Below are 23,919 nucleotides of genomic sequence, written 5' to 3' on the forward strand. Positions count from 1 at the left end.
ACCATCGATGATTTCTTCCTTGGCGCTCTTGATTGGTCGCCGTTTTAGCCAAGCCAAACAACGTAACAAAATGGTGTCGTTCATTTCGCTCTCCTCGACCATCGGTATTGCGGTGGGCGTGGCGGTGATCATTATTGGTCTATCGGCAATGAATGGCTTTGAGCGCGAGTTGCAATCTCGTGTGCTGTCGGTCATTCCACACGCGGAGCTGGAAGGCGTTCGTGCACCGGTTGAAAATTGGCAATCGGTGATGGCTCAAGCAGTGGCCAATCCCAAAGTGGTGGCCGCGGCTCCATATGTCAAATTTACTGGTTTGGTCGAGCGGGGCAACAAGCTCAAAGCGGTGGAAGTGAGAGGGGTCGAACCGGATTTTGAACAAGCGGTCTCAACCATGTCTCAATTTATTGATCAGCAGGCGTGGAGCCAGTTTCTACCGGGGCAAAATCAGGTCATTGTCGGGCGAGGCGTGGCAAACGAGTTGGGGGTGGACGTCGGAGATTATGTCACCTTGTTGATTCCTCAAACCGGTGAAAGCACTCAAGTTCAAGCGCCTAAACGCGTTCGAGTCAAAGTGGCGGGTATGCTGACACTCAATGGTCAAATTGATCATAATCTGGTGTTGTTGCCGATGGCTGATGCTCAGCAATACAATCATCTGGGAGACGGTGTCACTGGCATTGCGCTGAAAACCAATGATGTGCTTAATGCGCAAGCGATTGTGCGAGAAGTCGGGCGACAGATTGACGTTTATGTCTACCTTCGTAGTTGGCAACAGCAGTTTGGCTTTTTGTATCGAGACATTCAATTAGTCAGAACCATCATGTACTTAGTCATGGTGCTAGTGATTGGCGTGGCGTGCTTTAACATTGTTTCCACCTTAATGATGGCGGTGAAAGATCGTGCGAGCGAAATTGCTATTTTACGCACTATGGGGGCTGGCGATGGTTTGATTAAACGTATCTTTGTTTGGCAAGGGGTGTTTTCTGGTGTGTTTGGCAGTGTGCTTGGCAGTGTCGTCGGTGTCTTAGTGGCGCTGAATCTCACCACACTCATTAAGGGCCTTGAGCGAGTGATTGGTCATCAGTTTTTATCCGGTGACATTTACTTTGTCGATTTTTTGCCTTCTCAACTGCGTTTAGACGATGTTTTATTGGTGTCTGGCACGGCCATTGTTTTGAGTATTGTCGCCACTTGGTACCCGGCGGCAAGGGCTGCAAAGCTTAAACCAGCCGCCGTGCTGAGCAGTAAATAGCCGATTACGGAATGATAGACAAACAAAAGGACCATAATGGTCCTTTTGTTTTAGGTGTCCGGTTAGCGATTGGCAACCTTGGTGTTTTTTTCTTGGTCCATGGAATAAATCAAACTTTGATTACCCGATGTTGCAATGGAAGTGGCGCCTATATCGGAAAACCACATTTACTCTCTGCAATGTAGGGAGAAGAGCGTTATCTTGTTTGACGCTTTTGCCAACTTCTCACCACGGAATAACGCCACAAACCTCGTATACCAAAGTAGCCGACGATAGCAGAAAAAACACCACAAATGGCGCAACCCAATAAAAATGGAGGACCAATGGTGCTCATTTGGTCGAGGATGAAATCCCAAGAGAGCTCAAAGTGAAATGGCTGAGGCGGCACGTTCATTACGAAGGCGCCGAGCTTATACGCAAAGTAGAACAGCACGGGCATGGTGACTGGGTTACTTACCCACACGAGAGCGACAGACAGTGGCAAATTCACGCCAAGAAAAATGGCTAGCCCAGCAGACATGATCATCTGGCTCGGCAGAGGGACAAACGCCATAAACAAACCCACGGCAAACGCACCTGCAGCGGAGCGACGATTCAAACACCATAGATTAGGGTTGTATAAAACATTGCCGAACACTTTCAGCGCTTTTTGGCGTTTGATTACTTCATGGTCAGGCATAAAGCGTTTAATTAGCTTTCTAGGCATGGGACAACATGACTCTCTTAGGTAACAATTGGTTATTGGCTTCTTTTTCAGCAACCCTTATTTCGGCAAGCTACTGGCCGCTTATGCCTTCCTGGCCTTGGTTAATGCTAATTGTTGTTGCCATCTTTATCATTATTGTGCGTAAAACGTGTCGTTACTTGCTGGGGATGACCATCGCACTTTTGATTGCCATTTCGGCTGGTAACCTTATGCAATGGCAAGTAAAGACCCTATTTCAGGCAGGGGAGAATATTACCATAAATGGCGCCGTTGACAGCCCTTTTAAGCAAATAAGTCACGGTTATGAAGGTGTTGTTAGCATCACAGCAATAAATAATAGTTATTTAATGTGGCCCTTGCGACCCAAAGTGCGTTTGATCTCACCCATTCCTCTTGGTCAGGGGGATCAAATCGTAGCGCACGTTACGCTAAAACGTGTCTATGGGTTACTCAATGAAGCAGGGTTTGATGCTGAACGTTTTGCTGTCAGTCAAGGCATCGTTGGACGTGCAACTATTGATGATTCTCGCTCTTGGCGTTTCCTCTCGGTGAGCGGAGGGCGACAAGCACTGATCGAAAAAGCGCAGCAGCTCCTGGTTAATAGCAATCATACCGGTTATTTGCTTGGCTTAAGCTTTGGTATTCGCGACGACATTACCGACGAACAATGGCAGCAACTCAAGCAAAGTGGTTTGATACATCTGCTTTCCATCTCAGGCTTGCACATTGGTATGGCTTTTGGCATCGGTTACTGGCTAGGGCATTGGTTGCGTTTTGGACGGCTTACTCTCGTTTGGCTGCCGTTGGCTATTGGATTAAGTCTCAGTTGGAGCTATGCGTGGCTGGCTGGTTTTACTCTGCCAACGCAAAGAGCGATCGTCTTTGTTACGTTAGTGGCGTTGTTCTCGTTTACGTCGAGGCAAGTGGGGCGCTGGACAGTCTTGCTGTTGGCACTGGCCTTTTGCCTAGCGATGTCGCCATTTTCTGCTCTTTCTGCCAGTCTCTGGCTCTCTTTTTTTGCTGTCAGTTGCGTCTTTCTGGTGGTTGATCTCCATGAATCGTCTTCCACTTGGATTGGCAAAATGAAAAGCGTATTTTGCATCCAAGGTATGCTACTGCTCTATCTCGCACCTGTGACAGCTTATTTCTTTTCCGGTCTGAGTTTAGCCGCCTGGCTGTACAACTTTCTGTTTATCCCTTGGTTTAGCTTGGTGGTGGTGCCTGTCATATTTGTTGCACTCGTGCTGACGGCACTGGATATGATGCCTGTGGCCAGCATGCTATGGCAGTTGGCGGATTTTAGTTTATGGCCATTAACTTTCGCGATGCCTTACGCCCATTTAGGTTGGTGGGGGCTGTCTTCTTTTCAGGTGTTGTTGGTCGCGTTGTGCGCGCTCGCAGTGATGCTTCGACATGTTATTCGCTGGCAATTCTCTGCCGTTCTGATCATTTTGCTCAGCACTTCTTCACTCTTGAACCAGCCTTTTTCTCGCACCCGAATTGACATTTTGGATGTTGGCCATGGGCTCGCCGTATTGATTGAGAAAGACGGTAAAACACTGCTTTATGACACCGGAAAGTCTTGGCATGGCGGCAGTATTGCGCAGCAAGTGATCGAGCCTATTTTATTGAGTCGGGGTAGTAGAAGCCTGGATGGGGTGATCATCAGTCATCAAGATGACGATCATGCAGGTGGCTTGCCCTATTTGCAGCAAAACATGCGCCCACAGTGGGTAAGGAGTAGTCATTACTTGAGTGACTTTCCTTGTATTAAAGGTCAGGACTTTGAGTGGCAAGGGCTTAAAATGACCGTGCTTTGGCCACCAAAGCAAGTGACTCGTGCCTACAACCCACACTCCTGTGTCATTCGTATGGAGGATGAGGAAAATCAGTTGTCATTTTTGATGACTGGCGATATTGACGCTTTGGCTGAGTGGATCCTGATTCGTGAACCTGAACAGTTAAACAGCGATGTGGTATTGGTGCCGCATCATGGCAGTCAAACTTCGTCGATTGAGCCTTTTGTGAACGCGGTCCAAGCAGACGCGGCAATCGCTTCGTTGGCAAAAGGAAATCAGTGGGGGATGCCACAACCACAAGTGGTCGAGACTTATCGACGACATCGTACGCAGTGGTTTGATACCGGTGAGCTGGGCCAGATAACTTTGTATGTGGAACAGAGACGCTGGCAAATCGTCTCAAGACGCGACACTTTCAACGCTTGGTATAGGCAGATGCTGCGTAACCAAGTAGAATAGCGGCCTACTTGAAGAAAAAGAATCATTCATTTATGTCAATTAATACCGATGAATCGACTTGGCGTACCTTTAAACGCTTGTGGACTTTTATCCGACTGTACAAATCAGGATTGGCCGTTGCCGTTGTGGCATTGATCGTCAATGCGGTTTCAGATACCTACATGGTCTCTTTATTAAAACCGCTTTTAGATGAAGGGTTTGGCAGCGCTGAATCTGATTTTCTCCGCACTCTACCTCTCCTTGTTTTTGGTTTGATGTTCATTCGAGGTATCAGTAGCTTTGTATCTACTTACTGCTTGAGTTGGGTTTCTGGCAATGTCGTAATGCAAGTACGTCGCATGGTATTTAATCACTACATGCAGATGCCGGTTTCCTACTTTGATAAAGAAAAATCTGGCAGCTTACTCTCTCGCATCACTTACGATTCTGAGCAGGTTTCATCGGCAACGAGCCAAGCATTGGTTAGCATTGTTCGAGAAGGAACGAGTATTATCGGCCTGTTGGTTTTGATGTTTTATAACAGCTGGCAGCTTTCTTTGGTACTCATTTTAGTGGCACCTGTTGTCGCTTGGGCAATTGGCTTTGTTTCCAAGCGCTTTAGAAAAATCTCTAAAAATATGCAGACTACGATGGGCATTGTCACAAGTTCTGCTGAGCAGATGCTTAAAGGCCATAAAGTCGTATTGAGCTACGGAGGGCAAGAGGTAGAAAAATCTCGCTTTGATGTAGTCAGTAACCAAATGCGCCAACAAAGTATGAAGCTTATCACCGCCCAAGCTGCGGCTAACCCTATCATTCAAATGATCGCTTCTATTGCCATCGTCGTGGTTTTGTATTTGGCCAGTGTCGATACTATTAAAGATCAACTGACCCCAGGGACCTTTACCGTGGTTTTCTCCGCGATGTTTGGTCTAATGCGTCCACTTAAAGCGTTGACCAATGTTACATCGCAGTTCCAACGTGGTATGGCGGCGGCACAAACCCTATTTGCTTTGGTAGATTTAGAGCCAGAGAAAAATACAGGTACACACAGTGTTGCGCGAGCAAAAGGTGAGGTTAATGTCAAAGACATCTCCTTTACCTACGAAGGTGCAGAAAAACCTGCTTTGTCGCATGTCTCTTTTGATATTCCTCGAGGGAAAACGGTGGCATTGGTTGGACGTTCAGGCTCTGGTAAGAGCACCATCGCTAACTTATTTACTCGTTTCTATGATGTGGATTCAGGTGAAATTCAGCTCGATGGTGTGGATGTTCGTGACTATGAGTTGAAAAACTTACGTACACAATTTGCGCTAGTATCGCAAAACGTGCACCTATTTAACGACACCATTGCCAACAATATCGCTTACGCCGCGGCTGATAAATATAGCCGCGAAGACATTGAACGCGCTGCAGAGTTAGCACACGCAATGGAATTCATTTCGAAGATGGAAAATGGACTCGACACCATGGTCGGTGAAAACGGCGCCAGTCTATCGGGTGGACAGCGTCAGCGCGTTGCGATTGCTCGTGCCTTGTTACGTGATGCTCCAGTACTGATTCTTGACGAAGCGACCTCTGCACTGGATACCGAATCAGAACGTGCTATCCAATCGGCATTGGATGAGTTGCAAAAGAACAAAACGGTGTTAGTGATTGCTCACCGCCTTTCAACCATTGAAAAGGCCGATCAAATCTTAGTGATTGATGATGGTGCCGTTGTTGAACGAGGCTCGCACGCTGAACTTATCGAAAAAGATGGCGCTTACGCGCAATTGCATCGCATCCAGTTTGGTGAAGGGTAGTGATTGAAAAGATCTGGTTTGAGAACCATCCCATAAAATATCTTCTATGGCCACTGTTGTGGCCATTATCGCTGTTGTTTGGTGCGATTAGCCGTCGTCAGAAAGCAGCGTATCAGCGTGGTGAAAAAGCGTCTTTTCAAGCGAGTATACCTGTCATCGTGGTCGGTAATATTACCGCTGGAGGCAATGGCAAAACTCCGGTCGTCATTTGGTTAGTTGAAAGACTGCAACAGCTTGGCTTTAAACCGGGTGTGGTCTCTCGTGGCTATGGTGCAAAAGCGCCTGCGTATCCGATGGTGGTGGATTCTGAGTGTTTAACCTCTCACTGTGGTGATGAGCCTAAACTGATATTTGAACGAACCGGCGCTTTGGTCGCGGTTGACCCCATTCGCCCCAATGCAGTAAAGCGCTTGATAGAACTCGGGGCCAACATCATTGTTACAGATGATGGGCTACAGCATTACGCGCTGCAAAGAGACATCGAAGTGGTGGTTGTGGATGGTCAACGTCGATTTGGTAATCAACAGTTGATCCCGCTCGGCCCACTGCGCGAGCCAACGTCCCGTTTGCAAAACGTGGATTTTATTATCACCAATGGCGGGGATGCCCACCAAGGTGAAATCGCGATGAGCTTGATGCCAGATATGGCGGTTAATTTGATGACGGGTGAGAAAGTCGCGGTGAATGAATTGGCGTCTTTGGTCGCTTTTGCTGGTATTGGACATCCTCCACGTTTTTTTAAAACGCTAGAACAATTAGGGGCTGACATCGTGGTCAGCCAAGGTTTTGCCGATCATCAAGACTTCGACCCAGAAGCCATCGCGAAGCTGGCCGAACAGGGCAAAAATGTCATCATGACGGAAAAGGACGCGGTAAAGTGTCGTCGTTTCGCACAAAATAATTGGTGGTATTTACCCGTCTCTGCTCAGTTTTCGTCACACGATCAGCAGAGAATATTGCAAAGAATAACAGAGGTAGTAAAAGAATATGGATCATCGACTGCTTGAGATTGTCGCGTGCCCAGTGTGCAAAGGTAAACTGACTTTTGATAAAGAAAACCAAGAGTTGATTTGCAAGCTTGATCGCTTGGCTTATCCAATTAAAGAAGGTATTCCTGTTTTGCTGGAGCCGGAAGCTCGCAGCATGGGAATGGACGAGGGGCGCTAATGTCATTTACCGTTGTTATCCCAGCGCGTTACCAATCAACCCGTTTACCGGGCAAACCGCTGGCAGATATTGCTGGTAAGCCCATGGTTCAGTGGGTGTATGAACAAGCGATTCAGGCGGGTGCGCAAGATGTGATTATTGCCACCGATGATCAACGTGTCGCTGATGCTGTTGCTGTGTTTGGTGGTAAGGTGTGCATGACCTCGCCAAACCATGAATCTGGCACAGAGCGTTTGGCGGAAGTGGTCCAGTTAATGGGCATCGCTGACGATCACATTGTGGTGAATGTTCAAGGCGATGAGCCGTTAATCCCACCTAGCATCATTCGCCAAGTCGCAGAAAATCTGGCAGCAAGCTCTGCACCAATGGCCACATTAGGGGTGGCGATAACTTCAGAAGAAGAAGTCTTTAACCCGAATGCAGTAAAAGTGGTGACAGACAAAGAAGGCTACGCGCTTTATTTCAGTCGCGCGACGATTCCTTGGGAGCGTGACGCTTTTGCTCGTGGTGAAGTACTCACAGAGCACTCTCTGATGCGCCACATCGGTATCTACGCTTACCGTGCAGGTTTCATTAATACCTACGTTAATTGGCAACCGAGTAGCTTAGAGAAAATAGAGTGTCTCGAGCAACTGCGAGTACTTTGGTATGGTGAAAAAATCCATGTCGAGTTAGCCAAAGAAGCACCTCCAGCGGGTGTTGATACGCCAGAGGATCTTGCGTCGGTTCGTAAGATCATCGCTGCAAAGAGCTGATAACGGCGAGATGCGTTAGATGAATAGAATGGCTGGAGTTTGCGCTCTGGCCATTTTTGATGTTAGTGCTCCCAAATTTTAGCGTCACCTCTGGCGCAATTGGACGGTTGGCGTCCCTGTTAGCGTCTATGCTTAAGTAAGAGCCATGATCTTGCTAAGAGCGATGATAGATGACATCTAAAAATCACATCAATGTTTCCAGACGAGCAGCGTACCTCGCTCTTATCGCTTTTCTTTGCCTGAATCTGACCAGTGTTACCCCTTTCTTTTATGTCGAGCATCCTATTGATGTGCTGACTGAATCTGCCTATTTCTCGGTTCTGGTGTATATCCGTGCGGCGATCAGCCGCTCGATTACATCGACGCGCTCCATTACGGTTGGTGTGAATCTTATCTTATTCGTCGCATTGTACGATGTATTGACCGAAGTGGACTGGCTGGCAGATTGGAGTAATCGGCACGAAGTATTGGATAACATCATTGAACAAGGGGGAATGTTGGTGGCTGTGGCGAGCATTGCCTTTGGAATTGATAGACTGATCAAAGCCAAAGATCATGAAATCCATCGAGATTCCTTAACAGGGTTATACAATCGCCGCTATTTGGAGCGATTTAGCCAAGAACAGCTCAATTTGGTTTACATTGATCTCAATGACCTCAAAGTAGTCAATGATACACAAGGACACGATGCAGGAGACGAGCTGATCATCCAGTTTTCCCAACTACTCACCAAAGCAACCAAAGATGACGAGTATGCTTTTCGTGTTGGTGGGGATGAATTTATTTTGCTGTTGCAGCCTAAACGTACGTTGTTGGTGATGGACGCGTTACACACCATGTGCGCTAAACGAGACATCCACTTTTCTTATGGTTTGTCAGAGCTTGGCGAAGGGGATCTGACGATACGTGCCAAACTGGCAGATGAACGAATGTATCAGATGAAGAAAGCCCACCGTTAAGTGGGCCGATCGGTAAACGTTCGCTAATGGTTAAGTTAGATCTTACTGTCGTACTCAGTACGTTGAGGGCAGGTCGCTAAGATTTCTTTGTGGCCCGTCTCTTTTACCTCCTCCAAAATGACGTCAAATCCCCACAAGCGATATAAGTGTTTCATCACCTCGTTGTAGCTCTTATCCAGAGGAATACGATTATGCGGGACGTATTGCAGGGTTAAAGAGCGATCGCCACGCACATCGACTTTGTAGACTTGGATATTGGGTTCTAGGTTGGCTAGGTTGTATTGCGCTGCCAAGGTTTCCCGAATTTTTCGATAACCCATATCATCATGGATAGCATTGACTTCGATGAAGTTTCTTCGGTCATCATCTTGAATCGAAAACAGTTTAAAATCGCGGATGAGTTTTGGAGATAGATACTGGCTTATAAAGCTCTCATCTTTAAAGTTGCGCATGGCGAAATGCACCGCATCGAGCCAGTCACTGCCTGCCAAATCAGGGAACCACTCTTTGTCTTCATCTGTCGGTTCTTCACAGATGCGTTTTATGTCACGGAACATCGCAAAACCTAACGCATAGGGGTTGATACCGCTAAAGTAAGGACTGTTATAGGGTGGCTGAGCAACCACACTGGTGTGACTATGTAGAAACTCTAGGATAAATTTGTCAGAAACCAACCCTTCATCATAAAGATGGTTGAGAATGGTGTAGTGCCAAAACGTTGCCCATCCTTCGTTCATCACTTGCGTCTGCTTTTGTGGGTAAAAGTATTGGCTTATTTTTCGAACAATACGCACGATTTCGCGTTGCCAAGGTTCGAGTAGCGGCGCGTGCTTCTCAATGAAATAAAGAATGTTTTCTTGTGGCTCACTTGGAAAGTGAATAATGCTTTGTTCTTCCTTCGATTTGGCCTTAGGCACCGTTCTCCAAAGTTCATTGACCTGTGATTGCAGATAGGCCTCTCGCTCTTCTTGTCGGGCTTTCTCTTCAGTGATAGAGATCTTCTCTGGGCGTTTATAACGATCAACCCCATAGTTCATTAGGGCATGGCAAGAGTCGAGGAGCTTCTCTACCTCTGTTTCACCATATTTAGTTTCACATTCAGCAATGTACTTTTTCGCAAACAGCAAATAGTCGATAATTGAGCTGGCATCGGTCCAAGTTTGGAACAGGTAGTTACCTTTGAAGAAAGAGTTGTGTCCGTAGCTGGCGTGCGCAATCACTAACGCCTGCATCGTAACGGTGTTTTCTTCCATTAAATAGGCGATACAGGGGTTGGAGTTGATGACGATTTCGTATGCGAGCCCCATTTGGCCATGTTTGTAATTTTGTTCGGTTTGAATGAACTTTTTACCGAAAGACCAGTGGTTGTAATTAATCGGCATACCGATACTTGAATACGCATCCATCATCTGCTCAGAGGTAATGACTTCGATCTGATTAGGATAGGTATCTAAGCGGTAATGCTCAGCGACACGTTTGATCTCAGTATGGTATTTTTCCAAAAGATCAAAGGTCCAATCAGGCCCATCTGGCAACATCTTGCTTTTTTTCTTTGTCTTGGTTGTCATACGAGCCTCCTATGCCGTTTCCTTGTGAAACAGCTCTCTGAATACCGGGAAGATGTCTTCAACGCTGCGAATGTTCTTCATCGCAAAATTATCAAAGCTCTCCTCAAGCTTTTCATATTCATGCCACAGCGTTTGATGTGAACGTCGGGTAATTTCGATATAGGCGTAGTATTGGCAGTTAGGTAACAACTTGTTGGTTAACAACTCCTTGCAACGAGGTGAATCGTCAGCCCAGTTATCCCCATCAGAAGCTTGTGCAGCGTAGACATTCCACTCACCAACGGGATAGCGAGCTTTAACAATTTCATCCATCAATTTGAGCGCACTGGAAACGATGGTGCCCCCGGTTTCTTGTGAGTAGAAAAACTCGTGTTCATCGACCTCTTTTGCTTGCGTATGGTGACGTATAAACACCACTTCCACGTTTTCATACGTACGATTAAGGAACAGATAGAGCAGCACATAAAAGCGCTTGGCAATGTCTTTGGTCGCTTGATCCATGGAGCCTGAAACGTCCATCAGACAAAACATGACGGCTTGGCTTGAAGGAACTGGCTTGCGCTCATAGTTTTTGAAACGTAAGTCAAACGTATCGATAAAAGGCACGCTTTCAATCGCTTTACGCAGTTCTGCGATTTCTTGTTTAAGTTTCATTTCCTCCAGCTTTTGTGCTGGCTCTTGATTCTCGATGCGTTCGAGCTCCAGCTCTAGCTCGTGCAATAAACGCTTTTTGCCGGCAGACATTGCGGTGCGACGCGCAAGGGATTGCTGTAAAGAGCGCACAATAGAAATGTTGGAAGGCATCCCTGCGGTTTGATAGCCCGCTCGGTGTTTCTTCCACTCGGTAATTTTGTTCACCTGATTTTTCTTTAGATTTGGCAAAGCCAAGTCTTCAAATAACAGGTCTAAGTACTCATCTTTTGAAATTTGGAAAACGAAATCGTCTTGCCCTTCGCCATCGGCACTGGCATCACCGTCTCCAGCGCCACCGCCTCCTTGGCCACCTTTGGGCCTTTCGATTTTATCGCCGGTAATGAACTGGTCATTGCCTGGATGGACGCGTTCTCGTAACCCCCCTTTACCTTGATGGAAAAGAGGCTCTTTGATGTCTTTGTGCGGAATAGCAACGTCCTCACCCGTTTCCGTATTGGTGATCGAGCGACGATTCACCGCGTCCGCTACCGACTCTTTTATCTGCTCTTTATAGCGTCTCATGAAGCGCTGTCGGTTGACAGCGCTCTTGTTCTTGCCATTGAGCCTACGGTCTATAAATTGCGCCATGAAATTCCCCTCTCATGTTCCACAGACCTAACTCACATCCGGGTTAGGACGATTTACGTACGCGCAGGTACCACTCAGAAAGCAAGCGAACTTGTTTCTCGGTGTAGCCTTTTTCCATCATACGAGCGACAAAGTCATCGTGTTTCTTCTGGTCTTCAGAAGAGGTTTTTGCGTTAAAGGAGATAACAGGAAGAAGATCTTCGGTATTGGAGAACATTTTCTTCTCGATCACAGTGCGAAGTTTTTCATAGCTGGTCCACACAGGGTTTTGACCGTTGTTGCTGGCTTTCGCACGAAGCACAAAGTTAACGATTTCATTACGGAAATCTTTTGGATTAGAGATGCCCGCCGTTTTCTCAATTTTCTCCAACTCACCGTTTAAGGCCGAGCGGTCGAACAGCTGACCCGTTTCTGGATCGCGGTATTCTTGATCTTGGATCCAGAAGTCTGCGTACGTGACATAGCGATCAAAGATGTTCTGACCATATTCGGAATAAGATTCAAGGTAAGCGGTTTGAATTTCTTTACCGATGAACTCGACGTAGCGAGGCACCAAGTAACCTTTCAAGAATTCCAAGTAACGCTCAGCGGTTTCTTGCGGGAACTGCTCACGCTCAACTTGCTGTTCAATCACATAGAATAGGTGGACAGGGTTAGCGGCCACTTCAGTTTGGTCGAAGTTAAACACGCGAGAGAGAATCTTGAACGCAAAGCGCGTTGAGAGCCCCTTCATGCCTTCGTCTACGCCCGCATAATCGCGGTACTCTTGATAGCTCTTGGCTTTTGGATCGGTATCTTTCAACGTTTCGCCATCGTATACCCGCATTTTAGAGAAAATGGACGAGTTTTCAGGCTCTTTGAGGCGGGAAAGAATACTGAATTGAGCCAACAGATCTAGCGTACTAGGTGAGCATGGCGCTTTGGAGAGCTCAGAGTGCTCTAGTAGTTTCTGGTAAATTTTCACTTCTTCAGAAACGCGTAAGCAGTAAGGGACTTTGACGATATAGACGCGGTCTAAAAACGCTTCATTGTTTTTGTTGTTACGGAAAGTCTGCCACTCGGATTCATTGGAGTGAGCCAATATCATGCCTTCAAATGGAATCGCAGAGAGACCCTCAGTACCGTTAAAGTTGCCTTCTTGAGTCGCCGTTAAGAGTGGGTGCAGCACCTTGATGGGTGCTTTAAACATCTCAACGAACTCCATCAAACCTTGGTTTGCTTTACATAACGCACCAGAGTAGCTGTAGGCATCGGGATCGTCTTGCGAATAATGTTCCAGTTTGCGGATGTCAACTTTACCGACCAGTGATGAAATATCTTGGTTGTTGTCATCGCCCGGTTCGGTTTTTGCGATACCCACTTGATCGAGTATGGAAGGGCGAACCTTCACGACTTTAAACTGACTGATATCCCCACCAAACTCATGCAGGCGTTTAGCGGCCCAAGGTGACATGATGGAGCGTAAATAACGTTTTTCAATGCCATATTCTTTTTGCAATATTTCGCCATCTTCATTGACGTCAAATAGGCAGAAAGGGTGGTCGTTTACAGGGCTGCGTTTTCCGTTGGCGGTGAGCACGTAAATCGGCATTTGCTGCATTAATGCTTTGAGCTTTTCTGCCAGCGATGATTTACCACCGCCCACAGGGCCCAGCAGGTAAAGGATCTGCTTGCGTTCTTCCAGCCCTTGAGCGGCGTGTTTTAGGTAGGAGACGATCTGTTCAATCGCTTCTTCCATTCCATAGAAATCTTTAAAGGTTTTATAGCGTGAAATCACACGGTTAGAGAAAATACGGCTTAATCGTGGATGCATCGAGGTATCGACTAACTCAGGTTCTCCGATGGCCATAAGAAGTCGTTCAGCGGCATTCGCATAGGCACTTTTGTCATCTTTACAAAGTGCAAGAAAGTCCTGTATCGACATCTCTTCATCTTTTGCAGCTTCATAGCGCGCTTGATAGTGGTCAAAAATACTCATGTCACATTCCCCTTCTTATTCGGTCTGCTGACGAACGTTGGCAAATATCGTCCCTTCTCATTGATAAGCCTAGACGGGGATTCTCAATTTTGCCCAATAAATTATGCATTTATTTAAGATAGGTGAGAGTTTGTTGCTTACTGTTCTGGCGGGTTTTTTTCCTAATCAAAGAGTTTGAACCAAGGTGAGACAAGGAAAGTTAGATAATTGAAAGAATGGATATTGCTAACTTAGTATTGAAGTTTTTTGTCGTGTAAATTGGGATTTTTTTGTCTTGAGTACGCAAAAAAGGCTGACGCTGGTCAACCTTTCTATTTGAAATCAATCTGTTTGTCCGCAAAGCGTTAAACACTAAGCTCTAAAACTAGGCATTAAAAATTTGGCGCAGTTCAGTCGCACATAAGTGGTATTGACGAGGGCACTTGCGCCACGTCGCCAACATGCGGCGGTATTTTTCCAGCATCGGCATTTGGCTGTTGAAGTGGTGGTCGCCTTTATCGAATTGAGGGTAGAGACCTTCAGATTCTGTTAAGAATCGAACGTAGTGAACCAATTGTGCTTCAGAGGCAATATCAAAACCGAGGAACTGAAGGCGACGCTGATCAACCTGGTTAGATTCCTCCGCATCAAGCATACGGAAAGACTCTTGCATCGCATGGTACATTTCCATCACATCGATAATTTCTTTACAAAGTGCTTCAGTGATGCAGCCGTAATCTTTGTTCAACTCACGCATTTGCAGCTCATAGCCACGCTCAACGATGGTCTGAAAACGCTGATATTTTTCTGCATTTTCAGGGTCGAGCTGAGACATCAACTTATACTGGTTGGATAGGATCAATCGTTGTGCATTCGACATTTCCATGGTGACCTCACTATATATTCTCTAATTGTGTTGTTGACGTTAGGTTAGCGGAACATCACACGATGAAACATGATCTCAACACAGTTTTAATGGGAAAAATGGAAAATTTGTTTGTTGATCTGAGCACTATTTTCGGTAGTGGTTATAAATGTAATCACGGTCTGAAAAGACGCGTAGCCACTCTGGTTTAAAGACGCAGAGCACAGCCAAAGACATCCCATTGAGTAGTGCTTCAGGAAAGGCGAGCAGAGGCATAAAAATGAAATAGTTGTGCCATATTGTTTGCCAGTCGTAATGGCCTACATAGAAATGATAAAGGGCATTAATGAGAATGTGAACGCTGCCAGTTAGGCCTGCGTTGAAAAAGCCAGCAATAAAAATAAACACAAAGATGTTTCTCGGCAAATAGTGATAGCTGAGTACAAAAACCGCGTAAGAGAACAGAATCGGGGCGAGGGAAGAGAGGAGAATCGTACTTGGCAACTGCTGTATCGTTAGATCACCAAACGCTGTGAGTAACGCGTAGACCGGGAGTGTGAGCAAAAATGCCATTCTCCAGCCAAACATCATGGTAAGTGTCGTCAGTGCTAAAAAATGAATGTATAGCCCTTCTTTGACTCCTGCTTGAGCATTCCAAAGTAAAAACAGCAGGAACATCACCGCAAACGTCATGTGTTGGAAAGGCTTGTCTGCTACCAGCTTAGGGAGAAAAATTTTGAGGAAGTCATCTTTGCAACCAACCCCAATCACCAACAAGATTACGCCTAAGCAAAGAAAGCCAAATACATCCATGTCATTCATACCTGTAGATAAAACAATACCCACCTAAAGTGGGTATTGAATAACGAATACGGTGCTTAGTATTTCACATTGCTATGGTATTGCGAAAGGATAGAAACAATATTATCCATCGTCTCTTTTGGTGGTGGGTTCACCCCTTCCAGTGGGTACTCTAGACCCAACGCTTCCCATTTGTGAGCGCCAAGCTTGTGGTAAGGAAGCAATTCGACCTTCTCGATGTTGTCCATGTCTTTGATGAACTCACCAAGCATATGAGCCGCTTCAGGATCATCCGTGTAACCCGGTACCACAACGTAACGAATCCACGTTGTTTGCCCAATTTTATGCAAGTAGCGAGCAAAATCGAGAGTACGACGGTTGGAAACGCCGATGAAATCATGATGGATTTCATCTTTCATGTGCTTGATATCGAGCATCACCAAATCGGTTGCTTCTAATACTTCGTCAACAACGTCAGTGTGCTTACGGATATAACCGTTGGTGTCCAAACAAGTGTGAATACCTTCAGCATGCGCCGCGCGGAATAGATCGCGCACGAACTCAGGTTGCAGCATCGCTTCGCCACCGGAACAAGTAATACCACCCCCAGAGGCGTTCATAAAATGACGATAAGATTTCGCTTCCTTGATGATCTCTTCGACGGTGACCTCTTTACCGTCGTGTGTGTCCCATGTATCGCGGTTGTGGCAATACATACAACGCATCAGACAGCCCTGCATAAAAACAATAAAACGAATACCTGGTCCGTCAACCGTTCCGCAGGATTCAAAAGAGTGAATACGACCCGTTGTTGTCATGTCTAGCTCTCAATTCTTATCAAATTTCGGCTGTTATTTTATTACAAAAACTGGGGTTAAAACAGTATACAAAACACGGGAATCAGCCTCTGAGCAAGAAAAGTGACTCAGCATGATGAGAAAAACCTGATGGCAGGCTAATGACATTTGTGTTGATTGTGATTATTGTTATAAATGTAAACATAACGTTAATTATTACAATAAGAAAATGTGCTGTAGGGAATTAGACCATGGATATGCTTGCGCTTTCTCAGAAACGTAAAATTCAGCTGTTTTTGAGTATTTTGACTTTGGGTTTTGTTGCTCTTGCTGCTTATACCTCTAACCAACTCACCTCATTGACCGAGCAGTATTCGCAAAGTAGTCGAGTATCGACTGGGGCAGGGCAGATCGCTCAAACCCAAGTAGAGCTTCTACAGTTAACCGGGAAACTGGGTCAACTGACTGCCACTCAAGTGAATGCTATTCAAGCGGATGTGACGCATTTGGAGCAAAACGTTCGACAAGCGGGTGAAACTCTCGTCCAGTTTGACCTCAATACACAGGCGGACAACATGCAGCAAGCGGTGAATGCGTTAGCGAAGTCGCTGGCTCCGTGGCTCAGGGTTAAATCAGAACTTGGTTTTAATGTTGATGAAGGCAAATTAGGCCAGCTAAAAGATCTAGCGAAGGTTATCGAGCAGAAGATCGAAGAAACAGGCATGGTGACGATTAACTCCGACTTTCAAGCCATGATCAAAACCCAGCAAAATTACTTGTTGCAGCCAAATGAACAGAACATGAAATTGTTTAATCGTGCAATGGCGATGTTCGTTAACGTCTCAAACAGCTATGGCATGTTGGATATCTATGAGAAAGAGATCGAAGAGTTTAAACAAACATTTATTCGAGTCAGTGAGCTTTCTCAGCAATTGGGAGCGCTTGAACAGCAGTTGAAAAACAATCAGCGTGAGGCGATCAACTTAATCCAACAAGCTTCAGAGCAGTTGAATGCGGTCGCGGACGATCAGCAACAGCGAGCCGCCTCTTCTGCGAGTGAAACACAATGGTCGGTATTGATCGCATTGGCGGCACTAGCGGTGTTTACCATCGTGATCTTCCTCAGCATCAGTGTGTCGCTAACCCGCTCACTTGACCGCATTAGCCAAGTGATTAAAGCCGTTTCCAATGGCGATTTGTCTCGCCGATTGACACTCAGTAGTAACGCGAACGATGAGTTTAATCAGTTGTCTCAATCGGTCAATGAAAGTTGTGAAAATCTCGGCAAACTTGTCTCTGAAGTACAAGAAAGCAGTCATTCACTGGCTGGGCATGCAGGAGAACTACGAGTCGGGCTTGATAAATTCGCGCATCATCAAGGTGAGATCCTTGGACAAACCCAACTGCTTGCCTCAGCAACCGAAGAGGTGAGCATGACCACGCATGAGGTGTCTAATTCACTGGAATTTGTGACCCAAATTAGTCGAGCGTCAAACCAAGCGGCAGAAGATGGCGGCAAAATCATTTCAGAAGCGATTGGCTCGCTTGAACAGGTCGCACAAATTCTCAACTCAGCGGCTGGGCACATCAGTCAATTAGAAGAAGCGTCCTCCAAAATTGACTCGGTGATGGACATCATCAACGGCATCGCGGAACAGACTAACCTACTGGCACTCAACGCCGCCATAGAAGCCGCCCGAGCAGGGGAGCAAGGACGTGGTTTTGCTGTTGTGGCCGATGAAGTTCGTAGCCTCGCCGTGCGTACCGTCGATGCAGTGAGTGAAATCACTGGCACCATCCAAACCATGAAAAATGAAAGTGCCGAGGTGATTCAATACATCAGCAGCTCGGGTCAAACGATAGAAAAAGGCCAACAAAAAGGGCATGAAGCGATGGATGCCCTCAAACACATTACTGCTAAAGCGGATGAAGCCAACCATCAAACAGAGATTATTCTCTCATCGATCAAAGAACTCGCCACGACCAGTCAATCCATGGCAGACAGCATGACGCAAATCTCTCAAGCGATGCGTGAGCTGGAAAGTAACAATGGTGAGCTGCGAGACGTCAGCCAGCTTGTTGATAACAGCTCACGTCAGTTGAGTAATGAATGTCAAAAATTCACGATTTGATCTGACCTTGAAAAGCAAAAGCGGGATAACTCAATGATCCCGCTTTTTTTAGTCGAACTTTTGGCGTTGTAAAACTTGTCGTTAGAAAAAGGCGTACAGAGAAAGCGCGCCATTACCGTAGATTCGTTCTGGTGCTTCTTTGTATTCAGGGGTCTTAGCCGACAGCGCAAAACTCAAGCCAACGCGACGGTTATACAGTGCTACACCCGCGACAGCGGTACTCTGCCAATGTTGCATGGTCACATCATATTGTTCGGATGGCTCTGGCAATCCGGAGCGCTCACCTTCTAATGTGAGGTCATTAAAACGATAACGAGTTGAAAGCCCCGTATAGACAAACCAACCGTATGGGGAATTCCCCATCATGCTAGCGTGAAAAGGATTCTCGGTTGAAATGCTCGCTGCACCAAGTGTGTTGGCTAAATCTGAACCGTAGCGAAACATCACGCCAGACGCGACATCAGTGCGGAAATTACCTGCGTTGGCCTCGAAAATATGACTCATTTCCCAGTTCGACTCAGTGAGATTTGCAGAGCGCATCAGCAGGTCATGGCGTTGATAACCCACACTACCAGCAACATAATCATCCACTTGATACTCCCAACCATTTGGATCCGTGGAGCCTGTAATGCTATGCACCAGCTTTTGCGCTTTTTCGGATAGCGCATTTTCGCCCGTGGTGCCTAACGTCAGGTTGTAACGCACGGCTTGTTGTGGATGGAGAGAAAGGTAGTTGAGCTCTGCGTGAAAATAGCCTGCATAAGGACGATCATTGGGAGTGGGGGTCGTCTGAGAAATATCAGAAGGAGTCCACATTTTGTGGCCAATGGAAAACGCCCACTTATCAATAGACCCACCTTGTTTATCCGCCAAGCTTAAACGACTGATTTGGTGTTCTGAACTTAGAGCTGGTGAGGCGTAAGCAAAGAAAATACCGTTGGTGTAATCTTGGTCTACGCCAAAAATACCATCGTTATCGAGACTGAACGAGGTTGTTGATTTGACCGAAGCAAAAGCCATCGGTGAGAGCAGCAATAAAAATAGGGACTTGGACAACTTCATACTAAATCCGTGTTTTTGGCGACATCATACAGCAAAAGCGTCTCTCTGAGCGAAAATATATCGTCAATTATAGTTGGAATAATGATTTGACCATGACTCGCTGAAGAAAATCATTTTCTATGAAGGAGTGAGCGAGGAAGAAAGTAAGGTAGGAGGTTATGCACCCCCGAAAATAAAAAACCGGCAACTGAGTGCCGGTTTTGCTAACTGAGCTCTAGATTATAGAGATTCAGTGAAAGTACGTGCGATAACGTCAGCTTGTTGCTCTGCAGTTAGAGAGTTAAAGCGAACTGCGTATCCAGATACACGGATAGTTAGCTGAGGGTACTTCTCTGGGTGCTTAACTGCGTCTAGAAGCGTGTCACGGTTTAGAACGTTAACGTTCAGGTGTTGACCGCCTTCGATGCCTGCTTCGTGGTGGAAGTAACCATCCATTAGGCCAGCAAGGTTAGCGCGTTGAGCGTTCTCATCTTTACCTAGTGCGTTAGGTACGATAGAGAAAGTGTAAGAGATACCGTCTTTCGCGTGAGCAAATGGCAGTTTACCTACTGAAGTTAGTGACGCTACAGCACCTTTTTCATCACGACCGTGCATTGGGTTTGCACCTGGTGCAAATGGAGCACCTGCGCGACGACCGTCTGGCGTGTTACCAGTCTTCTTACCGTATACCACGTTTGATGTGATAGTTAGGATAGACTGAGTAGGAACAGCATTACGGTAAGTATTTAGCTTACGGATCTTGTTCATGAACACTTCAACAAGTTCACAAGCTATGTCATCAACGCGAGCATCGTTGTTACCGAATTTAGGGTAGTCGCCTTCGATTTCGAAGTCGATTGCTACGCCATCTTCGTCACGAACTGGTTTCACTTTCGCGTACTTGATTGCAGAAAGTGAGTCAGCTGCGATAGACAGACCAGCGATACCACATGCCATTGTACGGTATACGTCACGGTCATGTAGAGCCATTAGTGCAGCTTCGTAGCTGTACTTGTCGTGCATGAAGTGGATTGCGTTTAGTGCAGCAACGTATTGCTTAGCTAGCCAGTCCATGAAGTGGTCTAGGTTGCTCCACACTTCGTCGAAGTTTAGTACTTCTGAAGTGATCTTAGGCATTACTGGGCCAACTTGCATTTTTAGCTTCTCATCAACACCACCGTTGATTGCGTAAAGCATCGTTTTTGCAAGGTTTGCACGAGCGCCGAAGAACTGCATTTGCTTACCAACAACCATTGGAGATACACAACATGCGATTGCGTAGTCGTCAGAGTTCATGTCTGGACGCATTAGGTCGTCGTTTTCGTACTGGATTGAAGAAGTATCGATAGATACTTTCGCACAGAACTTCTTGAAGCCTTCAGGTAGTTGCTCAGACCAAAGTACAGTGATGTTTGGCTCTGGAGAAGGACCCATAGTGTATAGAGAGTTTAGGAAACGGAAGTTTGAACGCGTTACTAGCGTACGACCGTCAAGACCCATACCACCCATAGATTCTGTTGCCCAGATTGGGTCGCCAGAGAATAGATCATCGTACTCAGGAGTACGTAGGAAACGAACCATACGTAGTTTCATTACGAAGTGGTCGATCATTTCCTGAGCTTCAACTTCAGTGATCTTACCAGCAGCGATATCACGCTCGATGTACACGTCTAGGAACGTAGAAGTACGGCCTAGAGACATTGCAGCACCGTTTTGAGACTTAACAGCCGCTAGGTAGCCGAAGTAAGTCCATTGGATAGCTTCTTGTGCAGTTTCAGCTGGGCGAGAAATATCGTAACCGTATTTCGCTGCCATCACTTTCATTTGACCTAGAGCGCGGTGTTGCTCAGCAATCTCTTCACGAAGTTGCATTGTCATTTGAAGATCTTCACCGTTCTCAAAACGCTCTTGTAGAGACTTGAATTGAGCCAGTTTGTCCTTCATTAGGAAGTCGATACCGTAAAGTGCAACACGACGGTAGTCACCGATGATACGACCACGGCCGTAAGCGTCTGGAAGACCAGTTAGAACACCAGACTTACGACAAGCTAGGATATCTGGAGTGTAGATATCGAATACGCCAGCGTTGTGTGTTTTGCGGTATTCAGAGTAGATTTTAGAGATTTGAGGGTCTAGTTCACGACCGTAAACTTTACAAGAACCCTCAACCATGCGGATACCACCGTTAGGGATGATAGCGCGTTTTAGAGGTGCGTCAGTTTGTAGACCAACGATAGTCTCTAGATCTTTTTCAATGTAGCCTGCATCGTGAGCAGTGATGGTAGAGATTAGGTCAGTATCGAAATCAACTGGAGCGTGAGTTGAGTTCTCAATTTTGATACCTTCCATTACCTTAGCCCAAAGCTTGTTGGTTGCTTCAGTACCTTCAGAAACTAGGAAAGATTCGTCGCCTTCGTACGGAGTGTAGTTCTTCTGAATGAAATCACGAACGTTTACTTCGTTTTGCCAGTCACCTGCTGCAAAACCTTCCCAAGCTTTAGCAAATTGCTCTGCCATGACATACCTACCTTTTTAGTAGAAAAAACACGTACTGTTGTGGCTGTTGAGCCAGCCATCCTCTCATTAAAGAGGAGCAGTACACTCTTATGAATAACAATATGTATCGATTTGCGAACTGTTCATAAAACGATACATATTGTCACTGAGTTTCATGTCTTGCCTTATTAACTTTCCTTCAGGGTATACTAAAATTTTTTTGCAAACCTTAAACTAAATCAATAAAAGCTAAAAAAACTCAATAAAATTTGGGTGGTGACCAGCACCACCCAAACTTTTTTTGAACGCTTATAGCCAAGCTTTGATGCCGTACTGGCTTTCTAGCATACCAACTGCAAGCATAGCAACTAGACAGATAATAAGAACACCACCTGGAATCACTACTTTATCGACAAAAGATAGTTTAGATGCGCGCTCTTTGTCACCAATCAGGCCATTATTATCTAGTAGCATGGTCAATGCCCAAGCTAGAACTGGGTTCACAACCGCAGAACCAAAGATACAGATACCTGCTGCTTGCGAATCTTTTGTGCTACGAACCATCTGCATACCCGCTTCAAGTAGAGGTAAGAATACACCTACTAGTAGCGCACAACGCATTACTGGTGGCCATACCGCGACATCCATTGGGAAGCCAAGAATCGCAATCGTCATAACCAAACAGCCTAGGATGATCGCACCACCAGGGATTGGACGCTTCGCAATCGCGGCTGGGATCATGTATGTACCCCAAGACGACGTGATGTTACCACCACCAAGTGCAGTGCCCACCATTTGACGAATAGAACACATGGTCATGGTGTCATCGACATCCATAAGCACTTTTTCTGTCTTCTTAGGATAGTTCAATTCTTGGAAAATACGGTGACCAAGGAAATCTGGAGACCACATTGCTACCGCTAGAATCGCAAATGGTAGAGAAGCGATAAAGTGTTGTAGCGTTGGTAGGCCAAGTTGCCAACCAGTCTCAGTGCTGCCCCACCAGTAAACTGGGTTCAGATTCGGTAGGCCCATTTCCGTTTCGAACTTAAGATCAAAACCTGCACCTAGCGCAAGTGCAATCACCAAGCCAGTAAACGCACACACTGGGATCGCTAGCCAACGTAGGTTCAGTTTAGCAAGAAGCGCGTAAATAACGATGTTAATGCCAAGCACAACCAAACCAATGTAGCCTAGGCTGCCAGCGGCAACGTCAGCAGATTGCAGGCCAACGGCCCATTCTTGAATGGAGGTAATTTGACTCATCGTCCCGGTAAAGCCGAGGAAGATTAACAAGCCGCCTGCGGTACCTTCGGAGGTCAGGTTCACCAGTTTAGAACCACCTTTAAAGTAGCTCAGTAGGAGACCAAACACGCCAAGTAGAAGTGCCAATGCAAGAGGGTGAGCACCAGCGAGAGCAATCGCGCCGATAAGAGGGATCATTGGACCGTGGTTACCGGCTAAGTTGGCTCGTGGGTTGACAAAGCCAGAAGCGATAACGCAGAAGAATAACGCTGGGAACAACATTTCCACACGCGCCACTTCGATAGCAAATTCTTTACCTAAGTTGATGTGGTCCCAAGCTTGGGTTAGACCGTCTGCCCAAGACATCATTACTGCAGAGTACATCGCGATAATACCGATAGTACCAGCAAGCGCAGGAACAAGGTCCTCAAGTTCAAAACGGAAGTCACGACCAGGAAGGTTCAAACCGAAACGGCGCGGTTTCATGATTTGCAGTTCGTGGTCTAGGTAGTCTGAGCGGCTGGCAAATTCAGAAGCTGGACGATGAAGCTCACTGTAGCTCTTCGTTTCAATATCTGAATCAGAATGCACTTTATTCACTGCGTCTGACATAGATTCCTCATATATTTAAAAAGTTAGTAATTCGATCTGAATTCTATAGTCCGCATCCTGCGGGTTTTTCCTGTTATAGCCGATGCTAGGTGTTAGGTTTATTGTCGCACGAATACCACGTGCCTAAGCATAGCTAAATTTCACTAATTTTGACGGCTGAGATCAGCCTCAACTTTACGGCCGAGTCTAGCAAGTTAACCCTTTGGGGTGATTGATTTAGATCACTTTAAGAAAAGATGTGAA

Annotated in this window: 18 protein-coding genes; 8 read left to right on the top strand and 10 right to left on the bottom strand. The window is 46.2% G+C overall.

Features of this window, described 5'->3' with window-relative positions:
* Window positions 1–7 precede the first annotated feature (7 nt).
* Window positions 8–1,252: a lipoprotein-releasing ABC transporter permease subunit LolE gene (gene lolE, locus AOT11_RS11865; RefSeq protein WP_017422024.1), complete on the top strand. Its 1,245-nt coding sequence runs from the start codon at window positions 8–10 to the stop codon at window positions 1,250–1,252.
* Between the two features lie 196 nt (window positions 1,253–1,448).
* Here the strand turns inward: lolE and AOT11_RS11870 are convergent, their stop codons facing one another.
* Window positions 1,449–1,958 carry a DUF2062 domain-containing protein gene (locus tag AOT11_RS11870; RefSeq protein WP_026050611.1) on the bottom strand — a complete coding sequence of 170 codons (510 nt, stop codon included), beginning with the start codon at window positions 1,956–1,958 and terminating at the stop codon, window positions 1,449–1,451.
* An 83-nt stretch (window positions 1,959–2,041) separates the two neighbouring features.
* On the opposite strand from AOT11_RS11870, the gene AOT11_RS11875 reads away from it, so the two are divergent.
* From AOT11_RS11875 to AOT11_RS11900, 6 genes are all read left to right on the top strand, one after another.
* Window positions 2,042–4,216, top strand: a complete 2,175-nt coding sequence (locus AOT11_RS11875; protein ID WP_418387138.1) for a DNA internalization-related competence protein ComEC/Rec2 — start codon at window positions 2,042–2,044, stop codon at window positions 4,214–4,216.
* 32 nt (window positions 4,217–4,248) lie between these two features.
* On the top strand, window positions 4,249–6,000 hold the full coding sequence (gene msbA / locus AOT11_RS11880) for a lipid A ABC transporter ATP-binding protein/permease MsbA (RefSeq protein ID WP_026050613.1): 1,752 nt from the start codon (window positions 4,249–4,251) through the stop codon (window positions 5,998–6,000).
* The gene (lpxK, locus tag AOT11_RS11885) at window positions 6,000–7,007 is read left to right on the top strand and encodes a tetraacyldisaccharide 4'-kinase (protein ID WP_017422020.1); all 1,008 of its coding nucleotides are present in this window, start codon (window positions 6,000–6,002) and stop codon (window positions 7,005–7,007) included. The genes msbA and lpxK overlap by 1 nt, the downstream gene beginning before the upstream one ends.
* Window positions 6,988–7,167, top strand: a complete 180-nt coding sequence (locus AOT11_RS11890) for a Trm112 family protein (RefSeq protein WP_011079973.1) — start codon at window positions 6,988–6,990, stop codon at window positions 7,165–7,167. Before lpxK ends, AOT11_RS11890 begins: the two co-directional genes overlap by 20 nt.
* A complete protein-coding gene (gene kdsB, locus AOT11_RS11895) occupies window positions 7,167–7,922 on the top strand; it encodes a 3-deoxy-manno-octulosonate cytidylyltransferase (protein WP_017422019.1) in 756 nt (251 codons plus the stop codon). Before AOT11_RS11890 ends, kdsB begins: the two co-directional genes overlap by 1 nt.
* 170 nt (window positions 7,923–8,092) lie before the next feature.
* Window positions 8,093–8,881 carry a GGDEF domain-containing protein gene (locus tag AOT11_RS11900; protein WP_017422018.1) on the top strand — a complete coding sequence of 263 codons (789 nt, stop codon included), beginning with the start codon at window positions 8,093–8,095 and terminating at the stop codon, window positions 8,879–8,881.
* 35 nt (window positions 8,882–8,916) lie between these two features.
* Here AOT11_RS11900 and AOT11_RS11905 read toward each other — a convergent pair whose 3' ends face one another.
* From AOT11_RS11905 to pflA, 6 genes are all read right to left on the bottom strand, one after another.
* Window positions 8,917–10,449, bottom strand: a complete 1,533-nt coding sequence (locus AOT11_RS11905) for a SpoVR family protein (RefSeq protein ID WP_017422017.1) — start codon at window positions 10,447–10,449, stop codon at window positions 8,917–8,919.
* A gap of 9 nt (window positions 10,450–10,458) precedes the next feature.
* Window positions 10,459–11,730, bottom strand: coding sequence for a YeaH/YhbH family protein (locus tag AOT11_RS11910; protein WP_017422016.1), 1,272 nt, complete (start codon window positions 11,728–11,730; stop codon window positions 10,459–10,461).
* Window positions 11,731–11,773: 43 nt separating this feature from the next.
* Window positions 11,774–13,708 (bottom strand): PrkA family serine protein kinase, encoded by a 1,935-nt coding sequence (locus AOT11_RS11915; RefSeq protein WP_013571381.1) that lies wholly within the window; start codon window positions 13,706–13,708, stop codon window positions 11,774–11,776.
* A gap of 364 nt (window positions 13,709–14,072) precedes the next feature.
* Window positions 14,073–14,573 (bottom strand): YfbU family protein, encoded by a 501-nt coding sequence (locus tag AOT11_RS11920; RefSeq protein WP_013571383.1) that lies wholly within the window; start codon window positions 14,571–14,573, stop codon window positions 14,073–14,075.
* A gap of 126 nt (window positions 14,574–14,699) precedes the next feature.
* A complete protein-coding gene (locus tag AOT11_RS11925; RefSeq protein WP_026050614.1) occupies window positions 14,700–15,365 on the bottom strand; it encodes an energy-coupling factor ABC transporter permease in 666 nt (221 codons plus the stop codon).
* 65 nt (window positions 15,366–15,430) lie between these two features.
* Complete coding sequence (gene pflA, locus AOT11_RS11930) at window positions 15,431–16,171, bottom strand: pyruvate formate lyase 1-activating protein (RefSeq protein ID WP_011079981.1); 741 nt, start codon at window positions 16,169–16,171, stop codon at window positions 15,431–15,433.
* Window positions 16,172–16,401: 230 nt separating this feature from the next.
* Between pflA and AOT11_RS11935 the strand changes: the two genes are divergently transcribed.
* Window positions 16,402–18,282, top strand: coding sequence for a methyl-accepting chemotaxis protein (locus AOT11_RS11935; protein WP_017422014.1), 1,881 nt, complete (start codon window positions 16,402–16,404; stop codon window positions 18,280–18,282).
* An 81-nt stretch (window positions 18,283–18,363) separates the two neighbouring features.
* Here AOT11_RS11935 and AOT11_RS11940 read toward each other — a convergent pair whose 3' ends face one another.
* The 3 genes from AOT11_RS11940 to AOT11_RS11950 all read right to left on the bottom strand — a co-directional run bounded on the left by AOT11_RS11940 (window position 18,364) and on the right by AOT11_RS11950 (window position 23,676).
* Window positions 18,364–19,344, bottom strand: coding sequence for a lipid A deacylase LpxR family protein (locus AOT11_RS11940; RefSeq protein WP_017422013.1), 981 nt, complete (start codon window positions 19,342–19,344; stop codon window positions 18,364–18,366).
* Between the two features lie 219 nt (window positions 19,345–19,563).
* Window positions 19,564–21,840, bottom strand: a complete 2,277-nt coding sequence (gene pflB / locus AOT11_RS11945) for a formate C-acetyltransferase (protein ID WP_017422012.1) — start codon at window positions 21,838–21,840, stop codon at window positions 19,564–19,566.
* A gap of 288 nt (window positions 21,841–22,128) precedes the next feature.
* The gene (locus AOT11_RS11950) at window positions 22,129–23,676 is read right to left on the bottom strand and encodes a DUF3360 family protein (protein ID WP_011079985.1); all 1,548 of its coding nucleotides are present in this window, start codon (window positions 23,674–23,676) and stop codon (window positions 22,129–22,131) included.
* Window positions 23,677–23,919: the final 243 nt, after the last annotated feature.

Source organism: Vibrio vulnificus NBRC 15645 = ATCC 27562, assembly GCF_002224265.1.
In the GTDB taxonomy this organism is placed as follows: Bacteria; Pseudomonadota; Gammaproteobacteria; order Enterobacterales; family Vibrionaceae; genus Vibrio; species Vibrio vulnificus.

Coding starts and splice junctions, on each gene's coding strand:
- lolE (WP_017422024.1), top strand. CDS start 8: ATGATTTCTTCCTTGGCGCTCTTGATTGGTCGCCGTTTTAGCCAAGCC.
- AOT11_RS11870 (WP_026050611.1), bottom strand. CDS start 1,958: ATGCCTAGAAAGCTAATTAAACGCTTTATGCCTGACCATGAAGTAATC.
- AOT11_RS11875 (WP_418387138.1), top strand. CDS start 2,042: ATGCCTTCCTGGCCTTGGTTAATGCTAATTGTTGTTGCCATCTTTATC.
- msbA (WP_026050613.1), top strand. CDS start 4,249: ATGTCAATTAATACCGATGAATCGACTTGGCGTACCTTTAAACGCTTG.
- AOT11_RS11890 (WP_011079973.1), top strand. CDS start 6,988: ATGGATCATCGACTGCTTGAGATTGTCGCGTGCCCAGTGTGCAAAGGT.
- kdsB (WP_017422019.1), top strand. CDS start 7,167: ATGTCATTTACCGTTGTTATCCCAGCGCGTTACCAATCAACCCGTTTA.
- AOT11_RS11900 (WP_017422018.1), top strand. CDS start 8,093: ATGACATCTAAAAATCACATCAATGTTTCCAGACGAGCAGCGTACCTC.
- AOT11_RS11905 (WP_017422017.1), bottom strand. CDS start 10,449: ATGACAACCAAGACAAAGAAAAAAAGCAAGATGTTGCCAGATGGGCCT.
- AOT11_RS11910 (WP_017422016.1), bottom strand. CDS start 11,730: ATGGCGCAATTTATAGACCGTAGGCTCAATGGCAAGAACAAGAGCGCT.
- AOT11_RS11915 (WP_013571381.1), bottom strand. CDS start 13,708: ATGAGTATTTTTGACCACTATCAAGCGCGCTATGAAGCTGCAAAAGAT.
- AOT11_RS11920 (WP_013571383.1), bottom strand. CDS start 14,573: ATGGAAATGTCGAATGCACAACGATTGATCCTATCCAACCAGTATAAG.
- AOT11_RS11925 (WP_026050614.1), bottom strand. CDS start 15,365: ATGGATGTATTTGGCTTTCTTTGCTTAGGCGTAATCTTGTTGGTGATT.
- pflA (WP_011079981.1), bottom strand. CDS start 16,171: ATGACAACAACGGGTCGTATTCACTCTTTTGAATCCTGCGGAACGGTT.
- AOT11_RS11935 (WP_017422014.1), top strand. CDS start 16,402: ATGGATATGCTTGCGCTTTCTCAGAAACGTAAAATTCAGCTGTTTTTG.
- AOT11_RS11940 (WP_017422013.1), bottom strand. CDS start 19,344: ATGAAGTTGTCCAAGTCCCTATTTTTATTGCTGCTCTCACCGATGGCT.
- pflB (WP_017422012.1), bottom strand. CDS start 21,840: ATGGCAGAGCAATTTGCTAAAGCTTGGGAAGGTTTTGCAGCAGGTGAC.
- AOT11_RS11950 (WP_011079985.1), bottom strand. CDS start 23,676: ATGTCAGACGCAGTGAATAAAGTGCATTCTGATTCAGATATTGAAACG.